This is a genomic window from Tolypothrix sp. PCC 7712 (assembly GCF_025860405.1).
GTDB lineage: Bacteria > Cyanobacteriota > Cyanobacteriia > Cyanobacteriales > Nostocaceae > Aulosira > Aulosira diplosiphon.
On sequence record NZ_CP063785.1, the window covers coordinates 5896069 to 5916001 of the forward strand.

Annotated in this window: 15 protein-coding genes; 4 read left to right on the plus strand and 11 right to left on the minus strand. The window is 38.4% G+C overall.

The genetic code is table 11. From position 1 onward, the window contains the following. Positions 1-39: 39 nt before the first annotated feature. The 11 genes from cas4 to cas3 form a co-directional block, all read right to left on the minus strand. Complete coding sequence (cas4, locus tag HGR01_RS24210) at positions 40-633, minus strand: CRISPR-associated protein Cas4 (RefSeq protein ID WP_045870818.1); 594 nt, start codon at positions 631-633, stop codon at positions 40-42. Between the two features lie 292 nt (positions 634-925). Then, positions 926-1744, minus strand: a complete 819-nt coding sequence (gene cas6, locus HGR01_RS24215; RefSeq protein WP_045870817.1) for a CRISPR-associated endoribonuclease Cas6 — start codon at positions 1742-1744, stop codon at positions 926-928. A gap of 50 nt (positions 1745-1794) precedes the next feature. Then, the gene (gene cas5d, locus HGR01_RS24220; protein ID WP_045870816.1) at positions 1795-2514 is read right to left on the minus strand and encodes a type I-D CRISPR-associated protein Cas5/Csc1; all 720 of its coding nucleotides are present in this window, start codon (positions 2512-2514) and stop codon (positions 1795-1797) included. A 5-nt stretch (positions 2515-2519) separates the two neighbouring features. Next, on the minus strand, positions 2520-3530 hold the full coding sequence (gene cas7d, locus HGR01_RS24225) for a type I-D CRISPR-associated protein Cas7/Csc2 (protein ID WP_045870815.1): 1011 nt from the start codon (positions 3528-3530) through the stop codon (positions 2520-2522). Between the two features lie 69 nt (positions 3531-3599). Then, a complete protein-coding gene (cas10d, locus tag HGR01_RS24230; protein WP_045870814.1) occupies positions 3600-6962 on the minus strand; it encodes a type I-D CRISPR-associated protein Cas10d/Csc3 in 3363 nt (1120 codons plus the stop codon). Beyond that, positions 6955-7398 carry a type VII toxin-antitoxin system HepT family RNase toxin gene (gene hepT / locus HGR01_RS24235; RefSeq protein ID WP_052335210.1) on the minus strand — a complete coding sequence of 148 codons (444 nt, stop codon included), beginning with the start codon at positions 7396-7398 and terminating at the stop codon, positions 6955-6957. The genes cas10d and hepT overlap by 8 nt, the downstream gene beginning before the upstream one ends. Next, the gene (mntA, locus tag HGR01_RS24240; RefSeq protein ID WP_045870813.1) at positions 7395-7847 is read right to left on the minus strand and encodes a type VII toxin-antitoxin system MntA family adenylyltransferase antitoxin; all 453 of its coding nucleotides are present in this window, start codon (positions 7845-7847) and stop codon (positions 7395-7397) included. Before mntA ends, hepT begins: the two co-directional genes overlap by 4 nt. Positions 7848-7905: 58 nt before the next feature. Next, positions 7906-8925 carry a PDDEXK nuclease domain-containing protein gene (locus HGR01_RS24245; RefSeq protein ID WP_045870812.1) on the minus strand — a complete coding sequence of 340 codons (1020 nt, stop codon included), beginning with the start codon at positions 8923-8925 and terminating at the stop codon, positions 7906-7908. A gap of 32 nt (positions 8926-8957) precedes the next feature. Then, complete coding sequence (locus HGR01_RS24250) at positions 8958-9161, minus strand: DUF433 domain-containing protein (protein WP_045870811.1); 204 nt, start codon at positions 9159-9161, stop codon at positions 8958-8960. 214 nt (positions 9162-9375) lie between these two features. Continuing rightward, positions 9376-9579 carry a hypothetical protein gene (locus HGR01_RS24255; protein ID WP_045870810.1) on the minus strand — a complete coding sequence of 68 codons (204 nt, stop codon included), beginning with the start codon at positions 9577-9579 and terminating at the stop codon, positions 9376-9378. A 280-nt stretch (positions 9580-9859) separates the two neighbouring features. After that, positions 9860-12037 carry a type I-D CRISPR-associated helicase Cas3' gene (cas3, locus tag HGR01_RS24260; RefSeq protein ID WP_045870809.1) on the minus strand — a complete coding sequence of 726 codons (2178 nt, stop codon included), beginning with the start codon at positions 12035-12037 and terminating at the stop codon, positions 9860-9862. Between the two features lie 99 nt (positions 12038-12136). Between cas3 and HGR01_RS24265 the strand changes: the two genes are divergently transcribed. The 4 genes from HGR01_RS24265 (at position 12137) to HGR01_RS24280 (ending at position 19891) form a co-directional block, all read left to right on the plus strand. Then, positions 12137-13006: a helix-turn-helix transcriptional regulator gene (locus HGR01_RS24265; protein WP_045870808.1), complete on the plus strand. Its 870-nt coding sequence runs from the start codon at positions 12137-12139 to the stop codon at positions 13004-13006. 1506 nt (positions 13007-14512) lie between these two features. Then, entirely contained in the window at positions 14513-15349 is an 837-nt protein-coding gene (locus HGR01_RS24270) for an SDR family NAD(P)-dependent oxidoreductase (protein WP_045870807.1), read from the plus strand. Positions 15350-15465: 116 nt separating this feature from the next. Further along, positions 15466-16635 carry a hypothetical protein gene (locus HGR01_RS24275; protein ID WP_228045440.1) on the plus strand — a complete coding sequence of 390 codons (1170 nt, stop codon included), beginning with the start codon at positions 15466-15468 and terminating at the stop codon, positions 16633-16635. Between the two features lie 1003 nt (positions 16636-17638). Continuing rightward, positions 17639-19891: a GAF domain-containing protein gene (locus HGR01_RS24280; protein WP_045870806.1), complete on the plus strand. Its 2253-nt coding sequence runs from the start codon at positions 17639-17641 to the stop codon at positions 19889-19891. Positions 19892-19933: the final 42 nt, after the last annotated feature.

Genomic DNA, 19933 nt, shown 5'->3' on the forward strand with positions numbered 1-19933 from the left:
TGCGCGACAACACACCCTACATTACGAATTACTGTCTGCTTAATGTGGCTCTTGATAACGCTTGACTTTATCGGTTGCTTGTGGTATGCATGAAGGGTAAAGACTGCAACCATCGCAGCGTTTTGTTTTTACGGGTATTGGCATTGCACCTGTAAATAGCAATTGTTGAACAGCTTCAATTATTGCGATCGCACTTTGCCGCAATTCATCATTAATTTCTACTAACTGACGTTGATGTGAATGTGCATAATATATATAACCTGTGCTGATACTCTTCCCCGTCATTTCCTCCAAACACAAAGCTTGCGCGCAGACTTGCATTTCATCATTATCCCATTCACCCTTGCGACCGCGCTTGTATTCAATAGGATAAAATTTGCCATTTTCAGATTCAATCAAATCAGATTTACCTATCAGTTTATACTTATCAGATTTCAGCCAAATTGCCCGTATCTGCCAAGTCTCTTCACGATATCCATCACCATTAGTATGCACTCTCTCATGTAAACTGGTACCTTCAATTGTATACTGGTTATCGATAAATTCTCCCGCACAAAACATCCGCCAACAGCGATGCGCGCAGTAAGCATATTGATTTAACGCCGCAATTGGAATGTAATCAATTTCATTCATAACTTAATTGATCTATTGCAAAAATTTATTTATCTAGTAGCCATAAATTACTCACAAACATTTCTCCCCCTCTCTAAACAAGGCAAAAGGAAAAAGTGAGCCAGTGCGGTGGACGGGTTCCCAAGGCACTCCGTTGGGCGGCTTTGCCGACTTGAAGGAAGTGCCGTCGGCATAAAGCAACTGGCGAACTCCACAGGAGTTAAAAGGTAAAAGAAAGAACAAACACAATGGTATGGAGTCCCTAAATTTATGGGGATTATATTTTTACTTTTTACTTTTTACTTTTTACTTCCTAATCCCTACGCACCATACCCATCCCCATTGTTGTTTTCCGCCCTAAACCTGCATATAATGCAAAATCAGCTAAAGCGTTTATTTGCTTAATTGCTAAAGGTTCAATATCGCCTAAAATTCGATAGCTAATTGCACCAACACAACCGATAAACTTACTTTCATAGTTACTGACAACTTCTGTATTAATGTCAAAAGCACTCGGATAAATGGATTCAATGGGAATACTAGAAATTTCTATGCCACTATATTTATTCCAACGGTTAAGTAAGCTATTAAATACAGATTCTTTTACCGGAAGAAAAGTATCATATCCACCTTGACGAAAGGATACAGGCGTAGCAAAATTAAAGCTAAGATTGCGCTCTTTATTTGATGCTTGTTCGTAAAGTTGTGCATAATTACAAGCATTCGCCCAAGGTTGCTTTGATTGCGCTGTACCTTGAATTTGAGTAATATATAAATTTGCCGAACCTAAATGCCAAGGATGTTCTGGGTTGAGATTTAGCCACAATGGGGTTAATTTGCTAAATAAAGTATCATCAAGTAAAGAGACACGCCACCAACAGGGAGTACCAGCCGCAATAGGTTTTTGATGGATAAATTGCAACGTTTGGTGATGTGGTTTGGGTTGTCGTTGGATTTGCAATGGTGAAAGAGTAAAGGCTTTATCTGCATTTGATGAGTGCAGATATTCTCCTAAACTTGGATCTACAGAACTGATGAGAGTGAGAAATAATGCATGGAAATGTCTACCACTCAAAAATTCTGGGTAGATGGGAGACTGGGGGACGAGATTTAAAACAAGGCTGTAAGGCATGAATAATTTAAAATGATAGATGTAGGGTGGGGATTGCCCACCGCTAGAAATTAAGCTTTAAGTCGATACTGCATTTTTGCAGGTAAGCGTAATTTTGCACTTGTGTTGGGATGTTCCAACTCGTAATATTCGCCTTGGCAAATACTTACATTTTGAATCAGACTTACTGGGGGCATATTTATCACATCATAGCTAATAACTTGATGGGTAAACATTACATCCAGAGGATTCAATGGGTAAGGGAAAGAAAAGTTATCGGTTTTTAAATTGATTTTTGTAACTTCTTGCATTCTTAGTTCAGCCTTACTCATCCATTTACCCAAGCGAATCCATTTTGGTAGCTTGATTGGCTTTTGAGAAATTACAAAAAACTCAAATTGGCTTTCTGGTGCAATTTCTTTCGCTCTACCAAAGCTAGGAATATTTTTTTGCGTCTTCTCCATTTCTACATGGTAGTTATTATTCGCATATTTCCATGTATTAAGAATCGCAGTATGATTAACTGCACGCGCAGGTGTAACATAAATTTCCTGCTGATTTAGCGGCGTTAAATGTTCCTCATATTTGGGAACCTGTTCAGGACAAAAGTAACGATAGGAATGTTCTTCAGCTACATTGGTAGAGTAAACTTCGCTATCAACTAAACCTAATGCATAGCAGAGTGCGTAATTATGAATTACCGCTTCTGTTTCGTATAATCTGCCGATTTCACGAGTAGCGTAATAAAGGCTGTCGTGTAATTCTAATTGACAGCAATAAATAATTGGCATAGCGATTACCCTGCTTTAGCCGTCGATTTCTTTTTGCTGATGTGTTTGTTAGCGTATTCTTTAGCTTCTGCATCAGCTTTTTGTAAAATTGATTTTATGCCTGCTTCGCTATTTGTGAGTGTTTTAACTTCACTTAGCAAGGGTACGAAAGTCTCACCAATAAAGTCAGTGTGAACAATAAATTCATCAGCCATTAATTCTTCAATCGCACTTTTAGCAGCAGTAATAACATCATCTTCATCTAAAGGTTCGGGAGAATTGATACTATTATTTGCCTGCATTTTATCGTATATTGCTTGAGTCCAGCGTAAATTACTAGTAATTTCTCCATCAGCAAAGATTACACCAATTAACTCATTTCTTACACGCCCTGTGCGGGTTGTTTGCGCTCCATAATGGCGAGTTCGTAAGATGTTATTAAAGACGTAAAGAAAACTAGCTTCAGTTGGGTCTTTTAATGTAACAATACTAGGAAAGAAAGTTTGCGGTCTGATGTGGTCTTGTTGGTTAATTCTGCTAGTAACTTCCCCAGGTTTAGAACCATCCTCTCCTTTAGAAGCCATTGTCCCATTCTCATAAGGAGCATTGAGGGTAAAAGTTTCGTGTGATTCATCAAAAGCTGTTATTGAAAATGCTGTATCTACCACAACTTTTGATTTCTCAGAGCCAGAATCGCCAATTGCAAATCCGTAAATAATGCAATCAGGATTATCCATTGCAAAATTAACGTTGTATTCGCATTCTTCAGCAGTCATCAAGCCATAGTTACGCAACAATTCTCGTCCAACTAAACGTTCTGGTGTTGACTGTTTACGTTTGAACATTGACAGGCGGCTAATTGTAGTTTTATCTTTAACTCCTGCTCTGACTCTGGCTTTATTGAGTTCGCCATCTGTTTGAAATAATGGGTATGATTCAGTGATGCGAATAGTTAAAAAGTGGACATATTTACCCATTGGTTTGTAGGGAATTGCTGTTTGAAATAATTTAGATTCAACGGTTTTGAGCAAAGCCATAATATTTCTCCAAAAAATATGATTATTTCGATGCAATTAGCAGAGTTATTAGCTGAGAATAGCTGGTGTTTATTCCTTATCTGATTCTGAAGATTTTTGATTTTTCTCTAAGTTTTCTTTGTCGTCTTCTAGGCGATATAGAAATTCACAAGTATCGCGAATTAAGTTGAGTTGACGGCCTGCTAAACGCGCGCGATCGCCTGCAAAAGATTTTTCAAATACTTCAACTACAAAATACTGTGCAAAATCTAAAATCGCTTGTCGTTCTTCCTCCCGTTTACTCATTACCCAGCGTCCCTCAGCAGTCGAAGAATGAACGCGATCCATGAGTTTAAAAACTTCGGCGGCTACAGCTGTAACTAATGTTTCACCCCGAAATACACTTAACTCAGCTTTAAGTATAGTTTCAGATGCAATATCAATCGGTTTTAATACAGCATTAGCTTTGGGATTATATCGCTTATTGGCTCTATAAAAGCGGCGATAAAGTTCCGTTAATTTCTTAGGATGATTGAGACTTGATTCTTCTCCCACAATTAATTCCTCTTTGGTGTAGTCAAATTTTGCATAAGGGTCAAAACAAGGATAAAAATGATAGGCATAAAGCCGAATCTTTTCTACTCTGGCTGAGTCAACTCCCTGGTTACGTGCCCAACGATTAAGATAATAAAATACATACAAGGGACTAGTTTCTAAATCCTTCGCTAATTCGCTAAATCTTCCCCAGTTGGCATCATAACCAGATTTACCTTGTCGCGCATTCACATCTAAATGAATGGCGTAAGCAGCAGTCAAAACATTAAGGGGAGCAGGGTATTGAATACCGTTTTCTTGCCAACCTTCCAGAATGTAGTCTAAACGGAACCTATCTCTTTTTACCAAAGCGCGAAAAGCATGAGGCGCACTATCAAGAAACACGCTTTCTTCAAATTCAGCACCATCATTAAAAGGTGGAATTGGCGATTCTGAAACTACAGTTTTGACATCTAAAATCATCGGGAAAGCAAACGCTAACCAGGTAGGCATAACCCAGGATTCCGTATCTGTACTGTCTCTTCCAGGGGGTAGCGCCATGAAATAAAATGTTAAAGGCTGGTCTTCAGGATAAGCAAGCTTAAATGTTCGGTCTTTTTCACTATCAAGATTTTCATCTATTAAGAAACTATCTACATTTTGATAATTTTCTTTATCTAGATGCGCTTGAAAATTTTTGGTGATAAAATGATTACGGATGCTAGTATCAAAGCGAGTTTGAGCTACACCACTATAAGCCTTTTGTAAAAACTTATTAGTTTCGGGGGTAAAGTAATAAGTTGGATAAAAGTACAGATAGCGATATTTACCATCTTCAAAACGTTTACCTACTGCTTGAGTTTGATTCATCAAAATTTGTCGCAGCATCATTTCCACACCTGCAATACTAGAAATATTGCGCTTCGCATTAGAACCGCCTAACATTTGCTTATTTGTATAAACTTGCGGTGTAAATAAAACTGCTGATTCCATCTGCTCGGTTACTGTGTAAGCAGAATGAGAAATTGAACAGATTAATTGTCTTCCCCTTCCTGGTTTTTTAGCAGCATTATAGTTACCTAACTCATTGAGAAAGTTTTCAGTTTGCGTTTGAGTTGATTGTTGTTGACTTGTATTTGGCAACATCACCACTCTTGATACCCATTGTCTTAAATCATCCCAGCCATCAGGTAGTTGATATTGAGCAAGAATGGGAGAAATTAAACCTGTCAAGTATTCAATAACTTGCTGGCAAACTTCCCTGACATCTTCCACGCCTGGATGTGCTTCTAAATATTTAGCGGCGAGATAATACCATTCATAAGGTACGCCACCAGTATTACCTTTTAACTTGTTTTCTTTCAGGCTTTCATTAATGCGCTGAATGTGGCGAATCTCAGGGAGATGTTGTGTTAAATTCCAGAATTCAGCAACTTTATGAGTTAAATCAAAAGCAGGTATTGCGGGTAATTTTTTATCTTTTTTGCGAATTGCTTCAATCCGATTAACGGCTTCATCCCAAATCTTACGACTGACTAAATCGCCAAATTCTGCTATTTGGTCAATGCGGATATCATCGGTAAATTTAAAATCAAACTCAGCAGGTAAAACTCCTTGTTGTTGAAATTTGACTAAGTTATCACTGCGACTTTTAGCAACAGATGGCTTAGTAGAACTTAAAATACGTAATGTCGCATCTAAAGCTACTTTCATTAGTCCAGGAGAATCAAAAAATAAGTTGTAATATTCGGCATATTTCATGCCTTTTCCATCACGACCAAATCCTGTTTGTCTGCGTTTTAATTGTCCTGCACAAAGAGATTTAATATTATTAACTACCAGATCTGGTAAATCTTTTGCAGATAGAGAAGGAGCGTTACGCGCAGCGAGATAAATTACACCTGTTGGCAGATATAGTAAAGGTTCATAGTATATCTGCTCATCGGTATTGAGGCTAGTATAAGCTTGAATTACGGCATTATTAACAACATTAGTTAAAACACCTCGGTTTTCTGCAATACGATGATAGGTAAATTTCAGTTGTCCATCGCTGAGATTATGAATAATTTCTTGCAATCTGGGATTTTCTGCATCTTGGGGATGTTTAATAATAGAAGCAAGAGAATCAGCTAAACAAGTTAAATCAGCAAGGCTGCGAAGAGTACGGTCTTTCAGAACAGGATTTAAGCCAAATTCTGAAAAATTCCAGTTAGTATCCCAACGGCGTTGAGCATTGTAAGCCAAGCATAATAAATCGTCGAGATATTCTGTATAATCTTCTGGATTATCGGGATTGATAAACTGATCGAGTCCTAGTTGTTTGACTTTTTCATCAATAATTTGGCGGTGTTCTGCTAAAGCTAATTTGCGGCAATTTTCTGGTACATCGGGAAATTTTTCAAAGTCATGTAAAATAAACCCAGCAATCACTAAGCGCCGTTCTCGTTCTTTGACTACGCGCTTAATAGTTGTATCTAGCTTTTCTAAGCGTTTCTCAATTAAATTTGCCGGAAATAAACCATTAAGTAAATGTGTATTGAGTGATTGATCGGCTGCATTATCTCGTCTAACTTTATTTTTACCTGCTGCTTCTCGCTGTTGGTCTATTTCATCAAAGAATTTACCACCTTTAGCTGTCACACCAATTGCTATTTTTAGCAGATTAGGTAAAACATAATCAGCAAAATCTGCCATAACTATATCATCAGGATTTTGCGCTGTAATCGCTTCTTGCAGTAGCTTGAGTGTGAGTAATTTTTGTTTAGTTATGATAGTGCGATTGTCATCACTATCAAAACCAAAATCACCTGATAACCAATCTTCATCTGATGATTCGGAATTTGCAGTGTTTTCTATATCTAAAAGTGATAATTGCTGATATTCATTTGAAGCTTTTGCAGCTTTACTTTTTTTAGCCATTCTCTTCACTCAAAGAAATTAAATATGAGTTGACTTGTCTGACATACAGTGGATATTGCTGTAAAGCGAAACTAATTGCCCTAAAAACTTGCTGCGGATCTATATCGTCATATTCATGAACTAGGCGATTTCTTAATCCAGATGATGGTGCCAATTGTTTTGCTAGTTCGGGAGTAATCACACCATAATTACCAAGCTCAATAAAAGCTTCAAAGTTAGTATTTGAATTTCCTGGATTTAGCTTTGACAAGATATGATCGTTAATATCTATCGCAGCTTGAGCCATTAATTGTAGCAGTCTTTCTGTAATTAATTGATTATCAATATTATTGAGATAATCATCCCAAGTAATTGCCTCGAATCTTTTCAGATTGTCAAGATAACGAGCAATGAATTCTAACCGAGTCGTAACAATTACAGTATCTATATTTTTCATACACCCCATCTTTGGAGAAACTGCTCAATGTTTTGTCGTTTAATATGTTCAATTTTTTTAAGCTCTGATTTGCTTAGTAATACTTTTTGTTTAAATTTTTCAAATTCTTCAGCTTCAGATTCATACAAAACTTTGCCATCGCGAGCAACAAAATGTGCTATTAATTCAGAACAGTGATTAAGTTCTACAATGTCGATTTTGTCAGAATTGATTTTTAATACTTCGCCAATCAACATAGGTAATTCAAACAAACCTGAAATATTATTTTTTATGTAAGCTTCACGCTGTTCTTCATCACACAAAACTGCAAAATCCCAGTCACTTTTTGCGTTTGCATTACCAGTAGCTCTAGAACCAAATAGCACTAACATTTTTAAGTAAGGGATTTTTTCAGGAAGTTGTAAGGCAAGTTCTTGAAGTTCTGTAATTGTTGGAGTGTGGTTTTGCATTTGATAATACTCCTATGTTGTGAATAATCGTCAACATTCATTTGCTCATTCTAAAACTTTATTCAAATCCTTCGAGTAATTTCGCAACTTGTTCAGGAGCCGGAAGCTGATTTTTTAATTCTTGAGGTAGTGTTGAAACTATTTGATATGTTCCTACACCAATTGGTTTATTAGATTCCTTCAGTGCATATTCAACAATCGTTCTCTGCTTAGATTTGCAAAGAATAATTCCAATGGAAGGATTTTCATCAGCTAGCCTTACTTTGTCATCTAAAACAGCTAGATAAAACTGCATTTTACCGACATATTCAGGTAAAAATTTACCTATTTTCAGTTCTATTGCTACCAAACACTTTAAACTGCGGTGATATAATAAGATATCTATAAAATATTCTTCATCATCAATTTCTAAGCGATATTGACTACCGATAAAAGCAAATATTCCACCCATTTCCTGTAAAAATGGTTCAACTCTTGTTAAAATTGCCTCCTCTAGCTGTCGTTCATTATGTTCATCTGCTAGTTCCAAAAATTCAAAAGTATATTCATCTTTAACTGCAAGTTTCAATTGATTGCGAATCTCTACTGAAACAGTCTGGTCAAAATTGGTTTGATTTAGCAGAGTTTTTTCATAAGTCTGATTCTCAATTTGGTGAATCAAAACATTCTTTGTCCAACCAAACTTACGAGTCATTTTGATATAAAATTCCCGTTCTTGGTTATCTTTACACCTTTCTAAAATGACTATATTGTGAGTCCATCCAATTTCTGCCACCATTGGTGGCAGAAATTCTTGAGAGTGATAAGTTAGGTAAAAATCTCGCATTCGCCAAATGTTGCGAGTAGAAAAACCACTAATACCAGGAAACTCTGTCTGTAAATCTTTTGCTAACTGTTCCACTACAGATTTACCCCAACTATCTCCCTGTTGTCGAGTAACAATCATCTGCCTAATATCCCAGTACAGCGCAATGAGTTCTTTATTAACTGCCTTTAGTGCTTCATACTGGGCAGAACGTATGCGTTGTTTTACTTCCACTAGTAGATTTCTGTAATCATCTGGAATTGGTTTACTCATAGTAGTAAATGTTCAACTTATTGATCGCGAACTCACTGACGTGCATATACTAAACAAGCTTGTATATCTTCTCGTTCTAACCAGGGATAAGCTTCTAGTAAGGTTTCGATAGTATCTCCTGCTGCAAGCATCCCTAAAATATGTTCAACTCCTAGACGGCGACCTCGAATAATAGGTTTACCGCCAAATATTTTGGGGTTGACTGTGATTCTTTCCAAAAGTTGTTGTTCGTTCATGATTACCCTACAAAAGAGAGGGAAGGATTAATTAAGGTTTACTGCTTGAGGTTTGCTCTATAGCTAAACTACTCATGCCAGCCGTCTGCTTATGTGCTTCTGGGAGCTGAGGTTGCCTATGCCTGAACTTAACGCCGCAAGTTTTTTATGAACTTCCCTCTTTTTTGAGCAAATTTTGAGTTATTTAAGCAAAACTAAAAAAATTAGATTTACTTTAGACTATTAGTAATCGGTATTTATGTTTTTGTCCGATTCCTGCCCAGTCTGTCTCAATCTTGTAACCCAGTGTACGAGCTTTTTTCACTGCATCTCCAAAACGATAACCAACTTTTACAGCTAGTTCATCACCTAGATGCCATGCACCATCTCGTAGAACTTCAATCAATAGTTCAACCTTTGTTTTTTTGTACCTTTTCATTTGTCTACTGTCTCTGACGACTGTATGATCAGACGCTACCCAAAACGATAACTAGTGTAAAGTCATTAAGTGCAGAGTTATTTAACAAGTTAAATATGTCAGAACTAGATGGCTATTATTACCTCCTCGATTTTTGGTAATCTAATATTTAGACGGAGACCCACTATAGAACAGTGAGGTAATTAATCCCTATTAGGGATTGAAATAAATACGTCTGAACTTACTGGCGTAAGTTTTTTCTCCGTCACATTGACCACAATCCCTATGAGGGATAGAAACCTCATGCAATCCATATCTCATCTCCTTTGCCTTTAAAGGTGTACGCCAGCGTATCTAGCAGTAGTGCAGAGTGACCAAACGCGATCGCATACGGTGTGTTAGCATCATGAACGCTGTACTGGTCGCTAATAGGGTAAATTTGAAAATGCATTGGTAGTCTTAGCCGCATTCGCACTTCTGCAACTGGACGGCGAAGCACATAACATACCAAACCCTGTGTTTTTAAGCGTTTGTTTATCTCCCTAATCCATTGGTTTTCTGGTTGCCAAACTTCTATACCTGTTAAAACTTGGACTTTCCAAGCGTCTGTTATTGGCTGTAAGTCGCCGGGGTAAGTAAATTTCCAGTTCAACCTTTCCTCACGGTAAGAACGCAGCTTGATAAATGCTAGACAGTGAGCAAATCTACCTTTAGCAATAGGTTGTCCGGTGCGTTGTGCGGTTTCTTTCAGTGTCCGTGTAAATCCTGCCTCAGTCCACATTTCAATGTCTAAGTTGCTCAAAATTCCGGGTAAGTCGTAGGTTTTAAACCTATCTACTTCGTTGGCTTCGGTTAAGTCATACAAACCACATTGCAAAGGACTAGAACCGCGAAAACTAGCAGCATCTTCAGCTATAGGATTTCCTGATTTTCCAGAGATTTCTTGCCATTCTTTAGCCCATCCTTTAATCCGTCCCGCCATAGATTTCAAACTGGTATTAAATACTTGCTCGCTGACTGTTTGAAATTTATCTCGGCTTTGGGCATACTGTTGTTGAATAGTGCGATCGCTTAATTGATACCATAACCAAAAAGACTGTACAGCACCCCAACGGCGATAATATCCCTGAAAATCATTAATTTGGCGATATTGCTCTTTAATAGTGTTTTGTAAAAACGGGCGATCGCAAATACAATTAACTGTTAAAGGTGGAGATTCTACCTGAAATAAACGCTCGACTAAAAAGTTAGGTACTAGCGCATAAGCTGTGAAATTTGCAAACTGAATTGTCTGCCCTTCTTTGTCATAGCCATCATGTCTGCCTAATCTACCTAAACGTTGAATAAAGTTACCTGCATCGGATGATTCAAAAATTAGAAAGTTAATTTTAAAATCAACGCCTACATCAATTGTACTTGTACCAATAACTAAGTCAGCAGCAAGACTTTGTTCTTTTACTGCTTTTCCAGAAAGTCCGGTATTTTCTCCTACTTTTAAACCATAAGGCTGTAAAATTTCTTGAAAAAATGGAGTTAGCCGCTTGACGGATGCAATGGAATTGAGAATAATTGCTCCTTTACTACCTGGATATTGCTGAAATTGATTGACAATTAAATCAGCATTTTCTTTTAACCAAGTTTCTGAAGATTTAAAAGCTGGTTCTAAGGGGATAAAATTTAAAGCGATTGGTCGTGCTACTTGCCGCCATCCCTGAGATTTTAATTGCTGTTCTTGTGCTTCAGTATCAGGGAATTGATATTTATTTTGTTCGTGAGGATTGATTTCTCGACAGCGAAAACCTGCTATTTCTAGTTTAGCGATTAAATTTTTATCTGGTGTGGCTGAAAGAAACAAGAATTTTTTACGGCGGTTTGTGCAGCGAATTAATAACATCGTATTAATAATGCTGGCAATCTGGGGAGCAGCAAATACATGAAATTCATCTACAATAAATAAGTCAAAATCTTTATCGATTCTGCCCCATAATTTATCTGGACTATCGCCACGAATAATATAAGCACCGCGATGTAAATAATGGAAAATATCAGGGTTAGTTAATAATGCTTCTCTTTGGCTGGTGAGAGTTGCGATCGCAGCACTTTTCTTTAAGCCTTCATTTTCGGCATATATTTCTAAATCAGCGCCACTGAGTCGCACTACACGGGGTTGATTTACAGGTTGAAATGCTGCAATATATCCTTGAATTTGTATTTCTTGATCGCGCGCTAGTTCATTAGTTGGGTAAAGTCCAATAGCGGAAGATTCACCCTGAAGCACTTCTAAATATGCAGCCAAGCTTTTACCATCGCCTGTCATGGCGGTGTTGAAGATTACATCAATATTTGGATCGCGTAAGGCTTCTAAAGTGGCTGCTTGATGCCAAGATAATGACCAATCTTGGGGTAATTGTACACCTTTGGGCGTGGGGACTGTTTGCGAATAAACAGATTTGAGATTAATTTTGTAACTTTCGGACATAAACTTAAATAGTGTCCGTAACAGGTTGTTAAAAACAATATTGGCACGCAAAATAGAAGTTGGCAAGAGACAATACGGACAAAATATACGGACAAATTTATGAGTAGAAAGGGTCAGTCTATAACTTTATCGATATCAGAACGAGATAAAGCCGAGTTAGAAAACTTAGCGCTGGAATTTGGGATGAAGTGGGGCGATCGCCCAAATATCTCTAAACTAATAGAAGCGATCGCTCGTCATCATTTAATTATTGGTAAAAATTACGACTGGTCAGAATCGCGCCTCCGTGCTGTTCACCGAGCAATGCTTGCATTAGCTGATGTTGGGCAAAATGAGCAAGCGCAACTAATAGCACAATTATTACTTGAGCGTAGCGAACTATCTATACCTCTGCGTAGCGAAATCGAAAACTTTTTAGGAAATTTACCACCAGCTTGGCGTTTAGAAATAGACCGTTACATTTTACGAGAGCAACCCTTTCAACTGAGTTATCAAGATGCGAGACAGCATATCTGGAATTTTACTGTCCGTTACGCCAAAGTTACGCCCCACGAAAAGCGTCAATATCTTGATTGCTGGTGTGAAGAGACTGAGGGTAACTTGGATGTAAAAGACTTACAGCATAATTGGAGTTTACGTTTAGACAGGATTCAAGATGCTGCTGTTTCACCGATTGTTGGTGAGTGGCGACGTTCTGGGTTAGCAGAGATAGAGGTAGAAATGCATCTTTTAGCTGGTTTAGCCTTCGCTTATCAAGCCAAACTCGAAGACAAAATCAATGAATGGCTACCAGATACAGCAAAAGTCAAACGTGTTGTTAGGCGTGTTTCTAATACTTTTTGGTTCATTCGGGAAGTCATGCAATATGCACCAGATTGTGTAATTGTTGCGCCAGAAAATGTGCGATCGCTGATTCAAAATAAAATTAAAACTCTATATCAAAATTATGGTTTAGATGCTTCTTCCTAAGAATTGGATGTATTTATAAAATTGTACTCTCATCAATTTATATTTTTAAATTATGCATTTTAATAGCTAGCAGTAAGCATATGAAATTTCGATTCATATTTGTATATAGCATTACTATTTAATTTATGAAGACCAAAGTACATTTTTACATTAGTACTATCCTGTTACCAGTTTCTGAAATTAAAAAATGATTTCCCAATTCTTGTACGGATTGTTGAATTTAAAATTTTAGCCGATAAAGCGCTAAATAGGCAACAAAAAAGTGTGAAATATACTGTTAAAAACTTACTAGGTTGACTTTAAAAGTAAGTATCGCAGGTTATGATTGTTTTTAGATATTTTGCATTCTTCCTTGTGCTATTAGTAGCATTATTATCATCCCTAAAACAAATGAGTCTTGCGCTAGATGAAGGCAATCTTGAACGCTTTACTTTGTGGACTAGTATAGCTTCTTTCATTGCAGGGTTACCAATTATGTTGTGGTAAATCTACGGAATTAATTGACTGTAGCAATATGGCTATTTATCAAGGTAATAAAAGGCAACAGGCAACAGGCAACAGGCAACAGGCAACAGGCAACAGGCAACAGTAAAACAAAGCCGCCCATGAGGGGCGAGGTTTTTACCCCCACTTTTTTTATAAATAAAATTTAAATTTAAAATTCCTTGGGAAGTATGACCAATACTTAAATATAGATGCGGTTCGGTAACTTTGATAAAGCTCTTAAAATTGCGTCGTACTTAATCGATTACCACTTCAGAATTTAACTTGATACTTTTAGTGTATTAGCATAAATTTTACTTAAGAGATTACATTTTGCTCTACGAATACATAAAGTTTATTTAGAGAATGACAGCATTTTTCAGCCTCCAAAACTCAATTTGGCAACAACTCTAACTATTAGGGTTGGGATTCCAACATCTGAAATTTTGGCTAATGCTGATAGTTTATTATCCAAAACTTAATTAGTTTAGGTGCAGTTACTTTTTTGGCGATCGCAGCTGCTTGGATAAGTGGAGATGTCTTTTGTCTAAAGCAAATACAATCTTTGATGCAAACAGCCAAGACCTTGGGTAGCAAGGACTGGCTGATATATCCAGGGAACTGGGTCAATTAGCACAAGCAATTAACGAAATGGCCGCAGCGCTAGAAGTCCGGGAGAAAGAAAATTATCTTGGAGTATATTAGATAATTTATTTTCTGGAAGTCCCTGAAGGCGTATCATCTTAATAAAAATTTTTAATATGCATTAAATTTTAAAATATAAATATTGTGTGCCTCTATCTGGCTACTTCTGTTTACCAAAACCACCTATAAATCTTTTTGTATAAAGACTGAATTTATATAAGTCTTAATTGAGCAAAAAAGATAATTGCTTATTTTAAATTATTACAATAATTGTCTTTGATTGAGTTAGTTGCTAATTTATATACAAATAAAATTTCAGGATAGGTACAGTACAATCTATCCCGAAATTTTAGTTTTTTAACTTAATTGAGATAAATTATGATATCAAAACTAGCAATAGTTACAGGTGGCACCCGTGGCATTGGTTGGGGAATATCGCAGCATTTGGCAAAAAATGGCTATGATTTGATACTTGGCTTTAATTCCAATGAAGAAGCGGCCTCAACTGCGAAAGCTAAACTGGAATTAAACTATGGCAGCAAAGTTTGCTTGATTAAAGGCGATGTAGCAGAAGAATCTACTATTGAAAAAATATTTCAATATGTAGAAAATGATTTTGGCGGGAAATTGACAGCATTAATTCATAATGCTGGTTTATATGTGGGAACAACCACATCTTCTCAATCTCAAAGAGCGATTTTAGCTACTAATGATTCAACTAGATTATTAGGTACTGGTAAGTGGAATAGTTTTGATAAGTACGACTACTATCAGAATGTCTATCCTAAATGCTTGATTAGATGTGTCGAAAAAGCTATCAATTATATGGAAGACAAAAACGGCTATATAGTAGCAATCTCTTCTCCAGGATGTAACAATACTCAAACGCCAAGATTAGACTATGTCATGCCAGGTCAAGCTAAAGCAGTTGTTGAGTTTTTAGTGAGAAACTATGCTAAAGCACTTGCGCCGAGACAAATCACAGTCAATGTAGTTATTCCTGGTTTTGTGAAAACTGACGCGTGGGAATTTGCCACTGCTGATAGAGGTGGAGTAGATGGCAATGCTATGAAAAATAGAATTGAAAATACACCCATGCAACGTTGGGCTTCTGTGGAGGAAATTGGTGCAGCCGTAGCTTTTTTATGCTCTCCCCAAGCTGCATTTATTACTGGAGTCGCATTACCTGTTGATGGTGGTTTACATCTAAGTTGAGAATTTTTTGGCGATCGCACCGCTTACAATCTGTACAGCCCAGAGGATAAATAATTGTTAAGCGATCGCGGTATAACGGTTCATGAGAGTGGAAAAAACAGAGATAATTTGCACTTATGGGTGCTAAACATATCTACTGCCGTTCAATTAAACCGTTAAGTGAGGATACGGAAGTTTTTATGCGAGTAAATGCTATGGCAATGACTCTAGTGATGTCATTAACTGCGATGCAGAGTGCCTACGCACAAAATACTGATGTCACAGGTGAGCCATTTATGAAAGCCGCTCTGACTGTGATGGCATTCGATTACTTTGCCACGGAATGCAAGCAAGGTAGTGGCTTCACGGCTAACGATGCTGCTAAAGTCGAAGCGTGGGAAACTACCAACGGTGTCGCTCAAATCCGCGCCCGCTTACCTGAACTCGAGCAGCACCCCACCCAAAAGCAACAACTCGATCAAGCTCTGTCTATCATTACCAAACAAATCACCAGTCAAAACGCCAATATCAATCCTTGCTCTGTGGCGCTTTCGGTGTCCCGAATGCCTGAGGCTCAATTTGCCAAAGTATCGCCACAACTGCTCTCGCCAGTAAGTAAACCACCCAAAACACCCAAAAAAGCAGAACAGCCTGCTGCCAAAAAACCAGAGCCTGTTACTTCCTCATCGGACAACGAACTTGTGAAGCAAATTGATAGCTTTGGTTTCAATTCACGTACAGTTATGGGTATTGGTGGCTTCTTAACTACTGATATCTATCCTGTTGTGCTGTTTCGCAACGGTGATGCCCTCACCAACGTCGAAGGGCTGTCCTTTAGCGGTGGGATTGCAGCTCACAAACGCGCCAAACCAGACGAATGGACACGTTGGCGCAGTCAGGGTGGCAAAATAGAACTGGCAAGTAAGGACGGTTGGGAAGCGTTACCTTTCTCGAAGACATATCCGAAATTGCCGAATAACTTTAAGCTCAACGGATTATTTCGCTCACTCTCTGGCACAGGTAACGTTGCGATTGGAGGTAGCCAGTCAGTTGTAGCTTGGCAGCAATATAGCTTTTCGCCCGATGGCCGAGTCATGCGTGGTCAAGGTGCTGGTGCTAGTAATGACTCTTTTGCTACCGGCAGCATAGCACCTAATGAGCGCGGTCGCTATCGCATTGAAGGGCTGATGCTATACATCAATTACGATGATGGCTCAAGCGAGCGTCGCATCTTAATTACCGATCCCAAAGATCCCAAAAGTGTCATCTGGCTTGATGGGGTTAGCTATGTACGCCGCCAAAAGTGACGTATTTAGTTTTTCAATTACACAATAGCGATCAGATTCGTTGGCTGTTGATTGTTAACTGTTGATGTCAACAGCCAATACAAATATTTTTCACCACTCATCCGATTTTAGGCATCTCCTGCCTACCTTATACCAATTCAAATCATGTTGGCGACACATTAATATATTCTAGTGGGCACGGCATTGCCCATTGGTGTCAACTTAAGCTAAAAGCTATATAGGGCAGGCGTTGTACAAAACTTTCGCCCTCATCCCCTAACCCCTTCTCCCCCAGGAGAAGGGGAATTAAATCTCTTGCTCCCCTCTCCCACCGGGAGAGGGGTTGGGGGTGAGGGCAAAAACCTTGCTACAAAGCTGGTTTCGCGTTAAGTTGACACCTATGGGCATTGCCGTGCCCCTACAATCTATCGCATTCTTTTTTCAAATTGGTATTAGCTTCCCTAAACAAGGATATTTTGTAAGTTATAAGTCCTTGAGACGATGCTAAATATCAGCTGAAGCAATTGCAAAGAGAACTCCACAGAATGATTGATCCAAAAGCTGTCATTGCGAGCGAAACGGAGTGTAGTGAAGCAATCCCAATATTTTGCGGTTGCTTCATTTCGCTTCCCTTCTCCTGACGGAGACGCTACGCGAACGGGACGCTACGCGAACGCTACATTCGCAATGACAATTGGGCATTTCTTTTTGTGGAGGTCTCAAATACAAAATATCCCTATTCATATTTCAGCCTTTGGAGACAGGAATATCTGCTACCATATTTCGATAATGGGTATAAATAAGTAGAATTGGCACAGTTTTTTACTTCATCAACCGCAACAATACTGAATGCAGGAAATGTTGTAGTAATGAGGTGATTAAAACTGATAAATTTTTATAATGTGCAAATAGTGTGCAAAATTACGCAAGGCAGCTAATCACAATCCAAAAGATTAGCAGGCTTTGTAGTAGCAAACATCAGGGTGTGTCTACGTACTTATACATTATACCTACGTAGAAATACATGACAGCAGTGACTGAGTACTCACAGGAATTCGCAGCAGGGACAGGCGAAGAAGGATTACTATATCGTATAACCGCTAGGATTAGGCAATCACTGGAACTTAAAGAGATATTAACTACCAGTGTTGCAGAAATTCGTTCCTTTCTGGGCACAGATCGGGTAATGGTGTATAGATTTGATAGCGACGGTAGTGGTGAAGTGGTTGCTGAATCTATACATCAACAGCGTCTACCATCACTGTTAGGTTTGCATTTCCCCGCAGGGGACATTCCCCAAGAAGCGCGTGATATGTTTCTCAGAGCGCGACAACGTTCAATTGTGAATGTAGCCAATGGACGAATTGGGCTATCGCCGCTAGATAGTCCCGATACTGGTAAATCCTTGAGTAGTGAAAATATTTATTATCGAGCAGTAGACTCTTGCCATATTCAATATTTAACAGCAATGGGTGTGCAGTCTTCCCTAGTGGTGCCAATTTTACATCACGATCCCCAAGAGCAAACAGCAAGACCTCGCCTGTGGGGATTGTTGGTATCGCACCACAGTACACCGCGAACAGATGTGAAGCAAGAACTACAAATAGTACAGCAAGCTGCCGATCAAATATCAGTAGCGATCGCTCACAGTACCCTACTCAGTCAAGCGCGTGCTGAACAACAGCGAGAAGCTGTGATTAATAAAATTACCAATCTCTTACATTCTCAATCCAACATTCAATTACAAACTGCGCTAGAAGCAACGATTAATACCTTGGGTGGGGTAGGTGGCAGACTTTATATCGAGTCAACTAAAGAGTCTTACACCATCGGTGAACAACCGTCACTGCCAAATGAATCAGCCGTTATTGTCATGGAAGAACACTCTTTATGGCAAGATTGGATGAATGAGAGCAAAACAGGTAATATTTGGGCAATTACTGATTTATATAAAGAGCCACATTGGGAAGAGTTAGCTCCTGCGTTCCAATCTACTCAAATTAGGGGTATGTTATTAATTCCCCTAAATTACCGTCAAAATTTTCTTGGAGTTTTAAGCGTTTTCCGCAAGGAAGTTGAAATAGAAATTATGTGGGCGGGACACCGCGACACTAATGAGCAGCAAAAGCTACCCCAACTTTCATTTGCAGCTTGGTTAGAGCAAAGAAAAGGACAAGCACCCCAATGGAAGCCAGAAGAAATTACTTTAGCGCAAGCTTTAGCCGATCAATTTGCGATCGCCATTCAACAACAGCAAATGTACCAACAGGTACAAGCTATTAATGAAAATCTAGAAAGTTTAGTAGCAGAACGCACCGCCCAACTGCAAAAATCTTTAGAACTGACTAGGGTAGTTAAGCAAGTTGCCAATCAAATACGTAGTAATTTGGACTACAAACTTACCTTGCAAACTATTGTGCGGGAAGTGCGGAAGCTGCTGAAAACAGACAGGGTATTAATTTACAAGATTCTCGAGAAATTAGAAGGTGAAGTAGTTGTTGAAGATACAGACAATAACTTGCGTTCTATTTTGGGGATGAAAACCCCATTAGAATGCTTCCCTGAAGACTATGCTCGTCTTTACGTCAGGGGAAGAGTTAGAGCAATCAACAATGTAGCTTCCGAAGATTTGAATCCTTGTCATCGAGAATTTTTACAGAGCCTGCAGATTAAAGCAAATCTGATTGTACCAATCACGATGAGTAACCAATTATGGGGGTTAATTATTGCCCATGAATGTTTTGCTCCCAGAAATTGGCAAGATGAAGAAATGGATTTAATGCAACATCTTGCAGATGAAGCAGTACTCGCTATTCAACAAGCACAATTATATGAAAGCAGTCGCACAGCAGAAGCTGCTGCGAAAGCCCAAGCCGAAGAGTTAGTACAAGCCCTACAGCAAATCCAACAAACACAAGCACAACTAATTAAAAGCGAAAAAATGTCTAGCTTAGGGCTATGGGCATTAGGTGTAGCACAAGAAATTAGAAACCCCGTTAATTTCATTTATGCTCAACTTTCTGATCTCAGTGACTACACTCATCAACTGCTAGAACTGATACGTCTTTACCAGTTGTATTACCCTCACCCTACTGGGGAAATTTGTTATCAAACAGAAACAATCAATTTGGATTTTCTGACTAATCACCTACCTAAAATCCTGTTATCAATGAAGCTACAAGCTGAACGTATTAACTCCATGATGTTATCTCTACGCAATTTTTCTTACTCAGATTTGTCATCAATGAAAAGTGTAAATCAGCATGAAAATATGTAAGATTATTTGATTCAGTTAACCCACATCTATTTTGCATTGATC